Source organism: Pseudomonas sp. C8002, from assembly GCF_013385765.1.
Taxonomy (GTDB): Bacteria; Pseudomonadota; Gammaproteobacteria; order Pseudomonadales; family Pseudomonadaceae; genus Aquipseudomonas.
Genome location: NZ_JACAPJ010000008.1, coordinates 38,567 through 51,170 on the forward strand (window position 1 = coordinate 38,567; position 12,604 = coordinate 51,170).

The 12,604-nt window shown below is 62.0% G+C and carries 10 protein-coding genes; 3 read left to right on the forward strand and 7 right to left on the reverse strand.

What is annotated here, in order from left to right; genetic code table 11:
- Window positions 1-185: 185 nt before the first annotated feature.
- From phaC to HX814_RS14035, 7 genes are all read right to left on the reverse strand, one after another.
- A complete protein-coding gene (gene phaC / locus HX814_RS14005) occupies window positions 186-1,865 on the reverse strand; it encodes a class II poly(R)-hydroxyalkanoic acid synthase (protein ID WP_003209318.1) in 1,680 nt (559 codons plus the stop codon).
- 249 nt (window positions 1,866-2,114) lie between these two features.
- On the reverse strand, window positions 2,115-2,492 hold the full coding sequence (locus tag HX814_RS14010; RefSeq protein ID WP_003209319.1) for a gamma-butyrobetaine hydroxylase-like domain-containing protein: 378 nt from the start codon (window positions 2,490-2,492) through the stop codon (window positions 2,115-2,117).
- Between the two features lie 162 nt (window positions 2,493-2,654).
- Complete coding sequence (hslU, locus tag HX814_RS14015) at window positions 2,655-3,992, reverse strand: ATP-dependent protease ATPase subunit HslU (protein WP_008439258.1); 1,338 nt, start codon at window positions 3,990-3,992, stop codon at window positions 2,655-2,657.
- A 38-nt stretch (window positions 3,993-4,030) separates the two neighbouring features.
- Window positions 4,031-4,561 carry an ATP-dependent protease subunit HslV gene (gene hslV, locus HX814_RS14020; RefSeq protein WP_003209323.1) on the reverse strand — a complete coding sequence of 177 codons (531 nt, stop codon included), beginning with the start codon at window positions 4,559-4,561 and terminating at the stop codon, window positions 4,031-4,033.
- A 256-nt stretch (window positions 4,562-4,817) separates the two neighbouring features.
- Window positions 4,818-5,522 carry an SPOR domain-containing protein gene (locus tag HX814_RS14025; RefSeq protein ID WP_003209324.1) on the reverse strand — a complete coding sequence of 235 codons (705 nt, stop codon included), beginning with the start codon at window positions 5,520-5,522 and terminating at the stop codon, window positions 4,818-4,820.
- Between the two features lies 1 nt (window position 5,523).
- On the reverse strand, window positions 5,524-7,260 hold the full coding sequence (gene argS, locus HX814_RS14030; protein ID WP_003209327.1) for an arginine--tRNA ligase: 1,737 nt from the start codon (window positions 7,258-7,260) through the stop codon (window positions 5,524-5,526).
- 234 nt (window positions 7,261-7,494) lie between these two features.
- On the reverse strand, window positions 7,495-9,714 hold the full coding sequence (locus HX814_RS14035; protein WP_008439257.1) for a primosomal protein N': 2,220 nt from the start codon (window positions 9,712-9,714) through the stop codon (window positions 7,495-7,497).
- Between the two features lie 297 nt (window positions 9,715-10,011).
- Between HX814_RS14035 and rpmE the strand changes: the two genes are divergently transcribed.
- The 3 genes from rpmE (at window position 10,012) to HX814_RS14050 (ending at window position 12,522) form a co-directional block, all read left to right on the forward strand.
- Window positions 10,012-10,242, forward strand: a complete 231-nt coding sequence (rpmE, locus tag HX814_RS14040; protein ID WP_003209330.1) for a 50S ribosomal protein L31 — start codon at window positions 10,012-10,014, stop codon at window positions 10,240-10,242.
- A 41-nt stretch (window positions 10,243-10,283) separates the two neighbouring features.
- Window positions 10,284-11,072: a thermonuclease family protein gene (locus HX814_RS14045; protein WP_177008352.1), complete on the forward strand. Its 789-nt coding sequence runs from the start codon at window positions 10,284-10,286 to the stop codon at window positions 11,070-11,072.
- Between the two features lie 181 nt (window positions 11,073-11,253).
- A complete protein-coding gene (locus tag HX814_RS14050) occupies window positions 11,254-12,522 on the forward strand; it encodes a malic enzyme-like NAD(P)-binding protein (protein ID WP_003209334.1) in 1,269 nt (422 codons plus the stop codon).
- The last annotated feature ends 82 nt before the right edge of the window (window positions 12,523-12,604 follow it).

Here is a 12,604-nt window from a genome sequence, read left to right on the forward strand (position 1 = left end):
TTACCCTGCAAAGTGGCGCGCTATTCCCTGTCGGAACTCGGTCAGTGTGGGAGCGGCGGTGCGACGATTCGACTTGCTCGCGAAGGCGGTGAATCCGTCTCTAGATGCATCAACTGACACACCCCCTTCGCGAGCAAGCCCGCTCCCACAGTTGATACCGTTCCAGTCACAAAAGTGTGTGTGCTTTATCGTTCATGTACATAAGTGCCCGGCGCCGCTTCCGCCGCTGCATAAGTCTTGTTGCCCAGGTTCGCAGGCGCCTTCTTCAACTTGCCCGACCGCTCCGCCTGCCACGCCTGCCAATGCAACCACCACGAATCGGTGTGCTTGGTGGCGTTCTCCTGCCAGTCCAGGGCCTTGCCCGGCATCGTATCGCTGGTCTGGTAACGCGACTTGGGATTGCCCGGCGGGTTCAGAATGCTCTGGATATGCCCGCTGCTGGACAGCACAAACTCCACCTTGCCGCCAAACAGCTGCGCCGACTTGTAGCAGGACTGCCACGGTGTGATGTGGTCGTTGGTGCCGGCCAAAGAATAAATATCGGCAGTGACCTGCTTCAGGTCGATCGGCGTGCCGCACACTTCCAGGGCATTGGCCCGCACCAAGGGATTGTTCTTGAACAGTTCGATCAGGTCGCCATGGAACGCGGCCGGCAAGCGGGTGGTGTCGTTGTTCCAGAACAGGATGTCGAACACCGGTGGCTCGTTGCCCAGCAGGTAGTTGTTGACCCAGTAGTTCCAGATCAGGTCATTGGGGCGCATCCAGGCAAACACCTTGGCCATGTCGCGGCCTTCCAGCACACCGGCCTGGTAGGAATGGCGCTTGGCTGCTTCCAGGGTCTGTTCGTCGACGAACAACGCCACCTGGGTGTCCAGGGTGGTGTCCAGCACGCTCACCAGCAGGGTCAGGGCGTTGACCTTCTTCTCGCCCAGCGCCGCGTAGTGGCCCAGCAGGGCGGTGCAGGTGATGCCGCCGGAGCAGGCGCCGAGCATGTTGATGTCTTTGCTGCCGGTGATCGCGCTCACCACATCGACCGCTTCTTTCAGCGCCTCGATGTAGGTCGACAGGCCCCACTCGCGCTGGGCCTTGGTCGGGTTGCGCCAACTGACGATAAACGTCTGCTGGTTATTGCGCAGGCAGAAGCGCGCCAGGCTCTTGTCCGGGCTCAGGTCGAATACATAGAACTTGTTGATCTGCGGCGGCACCACCAGCAGCGGACGTTCGTGCACCTGCTCGGTGATCGGCCGGTATTGGATCAGCTCCAGCACATCGTTGCGAAACACCACGGCGCCTTCGGTGGTGCCCAGGCTCTTGCCCACTTCAAAGGCGCCCATGTTGACCTGGCTCGGCATGCCGCCGTTGTGCACCATGTCCTTGGCCAGGTGGGACAGGCCATCCAGCAGGCTCTTGCCGCCGGTTTCAAAGAAGCGTTTGACCGCCGCCGGGTTGGCTGCGCTGTTGGTGGGCGCCATGGCCTCGGTCATCAGGTTGATGACGAAGTGGCCGCGGCTGATGTCGTGTTCCGACAGGTTGCTGTCACCGATCCAGTCGTGCAGCTCCTTGCGCCACGCCAGGTAGGTTTGCAGGTAACGTTTGTAGAGCGGGTTCTGAGTCCACGCCGGGTCGTTGAAACGACGGTCGTCGGCCTCGGGTGTCAGCTGTGATTTGCCGAACACCACGTTCTTCAATTCGACGCCGAAATGGGCGACATGCTTGACGCTGTGCAACGGTTGTTTGATGGCCTGGGTCAGCACCATCCGAGCGGATGCCAGTAAATCCTTTTTCCGTAACGCGATGATCGGGTTCAGCCCCAGGGTGTTTTCCGAGGCCTGGCGTTTCAAGTCATCGTTGTTCTTGTTACTCATCTACGACGCTCCATTGTCCGACAGACGAGTACCGGGTACCGCTGTGTACCACTACTTGCCACACAGCACAGCCTGGTACTACTGCTCGGGTGACCGTTAATACCGCATCGTCAAATGCAGGGAACTTGCCAGTTCCATTGGTTACCCGAGTTTAATTTTTTTCGCAAGCGGGCCAATCGTTGGCCACGACAGAGGGGCATTCAAGCAGATGGAATTAGAAAATGCCCACTAATGAGCAAGAGGCCTGGGCTAGAGCATCAGCCGCACGACCGACTGGCTCGGGTCGCGGGTTTTTCCGGCGGCTTTCAGCTCGGCAAGATAGTCAGCCCACAGCGCGTCCTGACGCACGGCAAGTTGATAGAGGTAGTCCCAGGTGAACAATCCGCTGTCATGGCCATCGTCGAAGGTCAATTTCAGTGCGTATTGGCCGGCGGGTTCGATCTTGGTCAAGCCGACATTGAGCTTGCCGAATTGCAGGATCGGTTTGCCGTGGCCCTGGACCTCGGCGGAGGGGGAGTGCACGCGAAGGAATTCGGCGGGCAGTTGATACACCTCGTCGGGACCGTAGGTGAGGCCCAGGGTCCTGGAGGCTTTGTGCAGGTTGATGGCGGTAGGCAGTTTGGTCATTTGGGGAACCGCTCAGAGATGATCCTGAAGGAACCGGCTTTAAACTGTGGGAGCGGGCTTGCTCGCGAATGCGGTGGGTCAGTTCATGCAATTGTGACTGACCCACCGCATTCGCGAGCAAGCCCGCTCCCACATTAAAGCAGAGCGGTTCCTGCGTGAGGCTTACAGGATATAACGAGACAGATCTTCGTTCTGCGCCAATTCACCCAGGTGGCTGTTGACGTAGTCGGCGTCGATCTTGATTGCTTCGCCATTCTGCGCGCCCGCCATGTCGCCGGCACTGAAGGACACTTCCTCCAGCAGGCGCTCAAGCAGGGTGTGCAAGCGACGGGCACCGATGTTCTCGGTCTTCTCGTTGACCTGCCAGGCAATCTCCGCCAGACGCTTGATACCGTCCGGCAGGAACTCAATCCCCAGGCCTTCGGTTTTCAGCAGCTCGCGGTATTGCTCGGTCAGCGACGCGTGCGGCTCGCTGAGGATGCGTTCGAAGTCGCCCGGCGTCAGCGCTTTCAGTTCAACGCGAATCGGCAGGCGACCTTGCAGCTCCGGCACCAGGTCGCTTGGCTTGCTCAGGTGGAACGCACCGGACGCGATAAACAGGATGTGGTCGGTCTTGACCATGCCCAGCTTGGTGTTGACGGTGCAGCCTTCGATCAGCGGCAGCAGGTCGCGCTGCACGCCTTCGCGGGACACGTCGACGCCGCCGGAATTGCCGCGCTTGGCCACCTTGTCGATCTCGTCGATAAACACGATGCCGTGCTGCTCGACTGCCTCCAGGGCCTTGGCCTTGAGTTCTTCCTCATTGACCAGGCGCCCGGCCTCTTCGTCACGCACCAGTTTCAGCGCTTCCTTCACCTTGAGCTTGCGGCTTTTCTTCTTGCCCTTGCCCATGTTGGCGAACAGGTTCTGCAACTGGCTGGTCATTTCTTCCATGCCAGGCGGTGCGGAGATGTCGACGCCGGACACTTCGGCGACTTCGATCTCGATTTCCTTGTCGTCCAGCTGACCTTCACGCAGGCGCTTGCGGAACAGCTGGCGGGTGTTGGAATCCGAGCTTGGTGCGGCGTCTTCGTTGAAGCCCATGCGTGCCGGTGGCAGCAAGGCGTCGAGGATGCGTTCTTCAGCGGCGTCTTCGGCGCGATGGCTGACCTTGGTCATTTCCTGTTCGCGCAGCAGCTTCAGGGCAGCGTCGGCCAGGTCACGAATGATCGACTCGACGTCACGGCCCACATAGCCCACTTCGGTGAACTTGGTGGCTTCGACCTTGATGAACGGAGCATTGGCCAGCTTGGCCAGGCGCCGGGCGATCTCGGTTTTACCGACACCGGTCGGGCCGATCATCAGGATGTTCTTGGGGGTTACTTCAACGCGCAATTCTTCGGGCAGTTGCATCCGGCGCCAGCGGTTACGCAGGGCGATGGCAACGGCGCGCTTGGCATCGTCCTGGCCGATGATATGGCGATTGAGTTCATGGACGATTTCGCGGGGAGTCATGGACATAGTAATTGGCGGTCCTCAAGCGGGAATAAGCCTGCGGCTTATTCGGCGAGGTCCTGCTCCTCAATGGTCAGGTTGTGGTTGGTGAAGACACAGATGTCGCCAGCGATACCCAGGGCCGTCTCGACGATTTCCCGGGCCGACAGGTCGGTTTTCTTCAGCAGGGCGCTGGCAGCGGCCTGGGCGTAACCGCCGCCGGAACCCATGGCGATCAGGCCTTCTTCGGGTTCAACCACGTCGCCGTTGCCGGTGATGATCAGCGAGGCGTCTTTGTTGGCGACGGCCAGCATGGCTTCCAGGCGGCTGAGGGAGCGGTCGGTGCGCCATTCTTTGGCGAGTTCGACGGCGGCACGGACCAGATGGCCCTGGTGCTTCTCAAGTTGGCCTTCAAAGCGCTCGAACAGGGTAAAGGCGTCAGCGGTGGCGCCGGCGAAACCGGCGAGGACCTGGCCGTGGTACAGGCGACGGACTTTTTTCGCGTTGCCTTTCATCACGGTATTGCCAAGTGAAACCTGGCCGTCGCCGCCCATGACGACTTTGCCGTGGCGGCGAACTGAAACGATGGTGGTCAAGGGGAGAGTCTCCACGCTGCGGGGCGAAAATGCCCTGATGGAACTCATATGGGGGTGGCGGGGGGGATTTCAACTGTAGGACGGGAGGGCGGACGAGTGGTGTTTATGTGTCGGACTCGGTCCTGAGGCCGATGAAAATCAAATGTGGGAGCGGGCTTGCTCGCGAATGCGGTGTATCAGTCACTGGAAATATTGACTGGTCTGGCGCCTTCGCGAGCAAGCCCGCTCCCACATAGGTACTGCTGTGTATCCGGAATCAGCGGCTCTGGCGTTGTTGTAACAACAGGTTGCTAAACCCGGCGCCGGCCAGTTGCTTCTGCGCCACGGTCAGCTGTTCACGGTTGCTGAACGGCCCTACCAGCACGCGATACCAGGTCGCATCCTTAACCGTCCCGGACTCCACCGTCACCGCCTGCCCCAACAGAATAATCTGCGCGCGCACACGGTCCGCATCCGCCTGTTTCGGGAACGAGCCCGCCTGCAGGAAGAACTTGGTCACGGGCGCGGCCTTGGTGGTGGCGACCGGCGGCGGTGGCGGCGGGGTAATCCCGGCCAGCGCAGCCTGGGCCCGGGCCGTGTCGATCTTCGCTGCTTCCGCCGGGGTAACCGGCGTAGTCGGCACCGGCTGCGGCGTCGGCAGGGTTTTCTCCGGCACGGCGTCCGGCGGCACGATCACTTCCGATTCCGGCAGCAGCGTGTAGAAGTCGTACTTCGGCTTCACCGGCGCAGTCGGGCTAGGCGGTGTCTTGTTCGCCTCGGCCATTTTCGTGGCCTTCTGCTGTTCTTGCTTGACCCGTTTGACGTCATCGCCCTTGCCCGGGTCGAGCTTCATCAGGAACACCACAAACGCGCCGACCGTCAGGCCGATGGCCATCCACAACCAGCCCGGAATAGGCTTCTTCGCCGGTGCCTGGTAGCGGCTGGCGCCGCGCTTGGGTGCAGGTTTTTTCTTGGCAGCCAACTTACATACGCTCCAGAGTTTCCAGGCCCAACAATTCCAGGCCTTGCTTGAGGGTCCGTCCTGCCAGTGCGGCGAGGCGCAGGCGGCTCTGCTTTTGGGCTTCGTCGTCTGCGGTCAGGATCGGGCAGTTCTCGTAGAAGCTGGAGAACAAACCGGCGACTTCGTACAAATAGGTGCAGAGGATGTGCGGTGTGCCTTTTTCGCCGACGCTGTTCAGCACTTCGCCGAATTGCGCCAGTTTGGCGGCCAGTTCCTGCTCGTGTGGCGCCTCAAGGTTGATCTGGCCTTCGACTTCGCTGAAGTCCTTGCCCAGCTTGCGGAACACACCGGCCACCCGCGTGTAGGCATACAGCAGGTACGGCGCGGTGTTGCCTTCGAAGTTGAGCATCAATTCGAAGTTGAAGCTGTAGTCGCTAGTGCGGTGCTTGGACAGGTCGGCGTATTTCACCGCGCCAATCCCCACGACGCGGGCGATGTTGCGCAGGTCGGCTTCGGCCAGCTCCGGGTTCTTTTCCTTCACCAGGTTGTAGGCGCGGTCCTGGGCTTCGTTCAGCAGGTCGATCAGCTTCACGGTGCCGCCGTCACGGGTCTTGAACGGGCGGCCATCGGCGCCGTTCATGGTGCCGAAGCCCATGTGTTCCATCTGCATCGGGTGGGTCACGAAACCGGCGCGGCGCGCCACTTCGAACACTTGCTGGAAGTGCAGGGCCTGGCGCTGGTCAACGAAATACAGGGCACGGTCGGCTTTCAGCACGCCGCTGCGGTAGCGCACGGCGGCGAGGTCGGTGGTGGCGTAGAGGTAGCCGCCATCGGCCTTGACGATGATCACCGGCAGCGGGTCGCCGTCGGCGGTCTTGAATTCTTCGAGGAACACGCACTGCGCGCCGTTGCTTTCAACCAGCAGGCCCTTGGCCTTGAGGTCGTTGACCACGTTGATCAGGTCGTCGTTGTAGGCGCTTTCGCCCATCACGTCGGCCATGGTCAATTTGACGTTGAGCAGCTCGTAGATTTCCTGGCAGTGGGACAGCGAGATCTCGCGGAAGCGGCCCCACAGTTCCAGGCATTCGGCATCGCCGGCTTGCAGCTTGACCACCAGGCCACGGGCGCGGTCGGCGAATTCTTCGGATTCGTCGAAACGCTTCTTGGCGGCGCGGTAGAAGTTCTCCAGGTCCGACAGCTCGTTGCTGGTGATCGGGTTTTCCTGCAGATAGGCCATCAACATGCCGAACTGGGTACCCCAGTCGCCCACGTGGTTCTGGCGGATCACGTCATCGCCGAGGAACTCCAGGACCCGCGCCACGCCGTCGCCAATGATGGTGGAGCGCAGGTGGCCCACGTGCATTTCCTTGGCCAGGTTCGGTGCCGACAGGTCGATGGCCACGCGCTGTGCCGGGCCGGCCTTGCGCACGCCGATTTTCGCGTCGGCCAGGGCCGCGTCCAGGCGCGAGGCCAGGGCCTGGGTGTTCTGGAAGAAGTTGATGAAGCCTGGGCCGGCGATTTCAGCCTTGGTCACCTGAGGGTCGGCCGGCAGCGCGGCGATGATTTTTTCCGCCAGGTCGCGCGGCTTCAGGCCGGCCGGCTTGGCCAGCATCATCGCGATGTTGCTGGCGAAATCACCGTGGGTCTTGTCGCGGGTATTTTCCACCTGGATCGCCGGCGTCAGGCCTTCAGGCAACACACCTTCGTTGACGAGTTGGGTGAGGGCTTGTTGGATCAGCTGGCGAATGGTGTCTTTCATGGTGTTCTCTTTCGACCGCAAGCGGTGGCGCGCGATGCGCAGGTGGAAAAACTGGGCATTATCCGTGGCGAGGGCGGGCTTGCCAACCTTCGCGGGACCTTGACGGACGATTAACCTGTGGCGAGGGAGCTTGCTGTGGCGAGGGAGCTTGCTCCCGCTGGAGTGCGTTGCGCTCCCGGCTTTTTTGGGGCTGCTACGCAGCCCAGCGGGAGCAAGCTCCCTCGCCACAGGGGGTTAATACAAATCTACCGGGTCTACGTCCAGCGACCATCTCACCTGGCGACCACTGGGCATTTGCTCCAGCGCAAGTAACCAGCTGCTTAATAAACGATGCAGCGGCGCGCGGGCACTGGCTTGCAAGAGTAGCTGGGCGCGGTAGCGCCCGGCGCGGCGTTCCATCGGTGCTGGCACCGGGCCCAATAGCTCGATGCCGGTCAGACCCAGTTCCCCCAGCAAACGTTCAGCCTCGCTGCACGCTTCATCCAGGAAACCTTCGGCCTGCCCCGGCTTGTGCGCTTCGGCCCGCAGCAGCGCCAGATGCGCAAACGGTGGCAGACCTGCCGAGCGTCGCTCGCTCAAGGCCTGTTCGGCGAAGGCAAAGTAGCCTTGTTCTGTCAGTTGAATCAGCAGCGGGTGGTCGGCCAGGTGCGTCTGGATGATCACCTTGCCCGGCTCTTCGGCCCGCCCGGCCCGGCCTGCGACCTGCACGATCAACTGCGCCATGCGCTCGCTGGCGCGAAAATCCCCGGAGAACAGCCCGCCGTCGGCATCCAGGATCGACACCAGGGTCACCCGTGGGAAGTGATGCCCTTTGGCAAGCATCTGTGTGCCCACCAGAATGCACGGCTGGCCCTTCTGGATCGTGGCGAACAACTGATTCATCGCGTCCTTGCGCGAGGTGCTGTCGCGGTCGACCCGCAGCACCGGGTAATCCGGGAACAGGATGCCCAGTCGTTCTTCGGCGCGCTCGGTGCCCGCGCCCACCGGTCGCAAGTCGACTTTGCCGCACTGTGGGCAGTGCCGCGGCACCCGTTCCACATGGCCGCAGTGATGGCAGCGCAACTCGCCGGAGCGCTGGTGCACGGTCATTCGCGCATCGCAGCGATTGCACTCGGACATCCAGCCGCAGTCGTGGCACAGCAGCGTCGGCGCAAAACCCCGGCGGTTGAGGAACACCAGCACTTGCTGGCCCGCCGCGAGGGTTTGCCCGATGGCTTGCTGCATCGGCCCGGAAATGCCGCTGTCCAGCGGGCGACTTTTTACATCCAGGCGCAGGAAGCGGGGCTGCTTGGCACCGCCGGCACGTTCATTGAGACGCAGCAGGCCGTAGCGCCCGGTGTAGGCGTTGTGCAGGCTTTCCAGGGACGGCGTGGCCGAGCCCAGCACAATCGGGATGTTTTCCTGGCGGGCGCGCACCAGCGCCAGGTCGCGGGCGTGGTAGCGCAGGCCTTCCTGCTGTTTATAGGAGCCGTCATGTTCTTCGTCGATGATGATCAGCCCGGGATTTTTCATCGGGGTGAACAGCGCCGAACGGGTGCCGATAATAATGTCGGCCTCGCCGTCCCGGGCGGCGAGCCAGGATTCCAGGCGCTCGCGGTCGTTGACCGCCGAGTGCACCAGGGCGATGCGCGCGTTGAAACGCTGCTCGAAACGCGCCAGGGTTTGCGGGCCGAGGTTGATCTCGGGGATCAGCACCAGTGCCTGTTTGCCGGCTTCGAGGGTTTCGCGGATCAGTTGCAAATAGACTTCGGTCTTGCCGCTGCCGGTGACGCCGGCCAGCAGGAACGCGTGGAAGCTGTCGAAGCCGGCGCGAATTGCCTCGTAGGCGGCGCGTTGTTCGGGGTTGAGCGGCAATTCCGGCTGAGCCAGCCAGTGTTCGTGGCGCTCGCCGGGGGCGTGCTTGCGGATTTCCACCTGCACCAGGCCCTTGGCCAGCAGCAAGTCCAGGCTGTCCTTGCTCAGCATCAGCTTGCTTAAAAGCTGATGGGCGACGCCGTGGGGATGCTGGGCCAGGGTTGCCAGGGCTTCACGCTGGCGCGGGGCGCGGGCGATGCGCGGGTCGTCCATGCGCGCCCCCGGGACCATCGACCAGAAACGCTCCTGGCGCGCCTCGGCCAGTTCGCCTTGGCGCAACAGCACCGGCAGCGCCCAGCTCAAGGTGTCGCCGAGGCTGTGCTGGTAATACTGCGAGGTCCACAGGCACAGCTTGAACAGCGCAGGCGGCAGCGGCGGCGTGCTGTCGAGGATGGCCACGGCGGGCTTGAGCTTCTCGGCGGGCACTTCGCTGTGATCGGCGACTTCCACCAGGATGCCGATCATCTCCCGCCGGCCAAACGGTACCCGTACGCGCATGCCGGGCTGCAACTGCGACCGCAATACGCCGGCAGGGGCCCGATAATCGAACAGGCGGCGCAGGGGCGAGGGCAGGGCGAGGCGCAAAATGGCGTCGGGCACGCGGGGGTTCTCATATGACGGGCGGCGAAGAAGGGCGGGAGCCTAGCAGACCAGCGGTGGATGTGGGAGCCGGGCTTGCCCGCGATAGTATCGACACGGTGCACCTGAGGCACCGCCGCGCCTGCATCGCGGGCAAGCCCGGCTCCCACAGGGCCTTGTGTATGCCGCGCTTTTCTGATGAAAGGGGCCGTTGTGCTTCTTGCGCGTTTAAAAAGGTCTGGTAGAATCCGCGGCCTAATTACGTGCGGTATTCAACAATAGTGTTGATTGGCGGCACGCTAGCCTGAGGAATACACCATGAAAGCCGATATCCATCCAAACTATGTTGCCATCGACGTTACCTGCAGCTGCGGTAACAAGTTCGAAACCCGTTCGACTTTCGGCAAAGCTCTGCCAATCGACGTGTGCAACGAGTGCCACCCGTTCTACACCGGTAAGCAGAAGACTCTGGATGTTGGCGGCCGTGTTGACCGCTTCAAGACCCGCTTCGGTGCTTTCGGCGCTAAAGCTGCTCCTAAAGCCGAGTAAGGCTGGTCCGCTTGGATGGCCTGTATGGCTTGTCCTCGCTGATGAAAAAGGCGTCCCTTGTGGGCGCCTTTTTTGTGTCTGCGATTTGGCTGGCGCCCGCCCAGGCCGAGGTGTTCTGCCCGGCGCTCGGCGATGTCGCGATCTTCGACGTGCAGCGGGTAGTAGATGGTGACACCGTGCGCCTCAAGGATGGCCGCAGCATACGCATGATCGGCGTCAATGCCCCGGAAACCGGCAAGCAGGGGCGCACTGACGAGCCCTTCGCCGTGGCCGCTCGCGAGCGCCTGCAAAGTCTGGTGGATGCGAGCGGTGGGCGCGTTGGCGTGGTGCCCGGACGGGAGAGCAAGGACCGTTACGGCCGCACCCTGGCCCATCTCTACGGTGCCAATGGAGCAAATCTGGAAGCGCAGTTGCTCGCCGAAGGCCTTGGCTTCCAGGTGGCGGTCGCGCCGAATGTGGAACTGGTGGCCTGCCAGCAAGCCGCCGAACGCAGCGCCCGGCAGGCCCGGCTGGGGGTGTGGCGCCGGTCACCGGTGGTCGATGCGGCGAACATCCAGCGCTCGGGCTTTGCCGTGGTCAACGGCCGAGTGAGCAAAATCGAACGCAATCGCGGCGGAGTCTGGATTGAGTTGCAGGGCTCACTGGTACTGCGCATCGCACCCAATCTGGTGGGCCGATTCGACAGTGCACTGTTGAAGGGTTTGCAGGGCCAGTCCATCGAAGCCCGCGGCTGGGTGCTGGACCGCTCCCGACGCGGCGGCCTGGAAAAGGGCCAGGCACGCTGGCTGTTGCCACTGACCGATCCCGGCATGCTCGAGCAGGCGCCGTAAGAAAAAATTGTAGACATTTTTCAGGTCGATTGTGAACAGTTGAGCCCTTGTATCCCGTGGCTCTTGGCCAAAAGTCGTAGGGCAGGGCCCTTGACACCTGTGACTGCCCAGTCTTGTGGGGACTTTGCGACACGCGTATCCTCGGCGGTCCGTCGACCAACAGTAAAAGCGGAATGCCGATATGTCTGATTTGAAAACTGCCGCTCTCGAATATCATGCCCATCCTCGTCCAGGAAAGCTGAGTGTAGAGCTCACCAAAGCCACTGCCACCGCCCGCGACCTGTCGCTGGCCTACAGCCCTGGCGTTGCCGAGCCCGTACGTGAAATCGCCCGCGATCCTGAACTGGCCTACAAGTACACCGGCAAAGGCAACCTGGTTGCAGTGATCTCTGATGGCACCGCGATCCTCGGCCTGGGTAACCTCGGCCCATTGGCTTCCAAGCCAGTCATGGAAGGTAAGGGCGTGCTGTTCAAGCGCTTCGCCGGCATTGACGTATTCGATATTGAAGTCGATTCCGAGAGCCCGCAGGCTTTCATCGACACCGTAAAGCGCATCTCCATCACCTTCGGTGGCATCAACCTGGAAGACATCAAGGCACCTGAGTGCTTCGAGATCGAAAAGGCCCTGATCGAACAGTGCGACATCCCGGTATTCCACGATGACCAGCACGGCACCGCGATCGTTACCGCGGCCGGCATGATCAACGCCCTGGAAATCGCCGGCAAAACCCTTGGCGAAGCCAAGATCGTTTGCCTGGGCGCCGGCGCCGCGGCCATCTCCTGCATGAAGTTGCTGGTGAGCATGGGCGCCAAGCTGGAAAACATCTACATGGTCGACAGCAAGGGCGTTGTGCAGTCCGAGCGTACCGACCTGAACCAGTACAAGGCGATGTTCGCGCATCCGTCCTCCAAGCGTACCCTGGCTGACGCCCTGGACGGTGCAGACGTGTTCGTTGGCCTGTCCGGCCCGAACCTGCTGAGCGCCGAAGGCCTCAAGTCCATGGCGGCCAACCCGATCGTGTTCGCGTGCTCCAACCCGGATCCGGAAATCTCTCCGGAGCTGGCCCACGCCACCCGTAGCGACGTGATCATGGCCACCGGCCGTTCGGACTACCCGAACCAGGTCAACAACGTACTGGGCTTCCCGTTCATCTTCCGTGGTGCCCTGGACGTTCGCGCCAAGCGCATCAACGAAGAGATGAAAGTCGCGGCCGCCAACGCCCTGCGCGAACTGGCCAAACTGCCGGTTCCTCAGGAAGTGTGCGACGCCTACGGCGGCATCAAGCTGGAATTCGGTCGTGAGTACATCATCCCGAAACCAATGGACAAGCGCCTGATCACCCTGATCTCCGATGCCGTGGCCAAAGCCGCAATCGAGACGGGTGTGGCCACCCTGCCGTATCCGAAGAACTACCCGCTGCAAAGCGTGGATGATGTGTTCAACGGCTAAGCCGTTGTAGCGCACCACCAAAAAGCCCCGGCTCTTGCGAGTCGGGGCTTTTTTTGTGGCTGGCAATTGGCTCGAGCCTGGC

Bases quoted from the DNA above. Each gene is read 5' to 3' on its own strand.
- phaC (WP_003209318.1), bottom strand. From the start codon at position 1,865: ATGAGTAACAAGAACAACGATGACTTGAAACGCCAGGCCTCGGAAAAC.
- HX814_RS14010 (WP_003209319.1), bottom strand. From the start codon at position 2,492: ATGACCAAACTGCCTACCGCCATCAACCTGCACAAAGCCTCCAGGACC.
- hslU (WP_008439258.1), bottom strand. From the start codon at position 3,992: ATGTCCATGACTCCCCGCGAAATCGTCCATGAACTCAATCGCCATATC.
- argS (WP_003209327.1), bottom strand. From the start codon at position 7,260: ATGAAAGACACCATTCGCCAGCTGATCCAACAAGCCCTCACCCAACTC.
- rpmE (WP_003209330.1), top strand. From the start codon at position 10,012: ATGAAAGCCGATATCCATCCAAACTATGTTGCCATCGACGTTACCTGC.
- HX814_RS14045 (WP_177008352.1), top strand. From the start codon at position 10,284: ATGAAAAAGGCGTCCCTTGTGGGCGCCTTTTTTGTGTCTGCGATTTGG.
- HX814_RS14050 (WP_003209334.1), top strand. From the start codon at position 11,254: ATGTCTGATTTGAAAACTGCCGCTCTCGAATATCATGCCCATCCTCGT.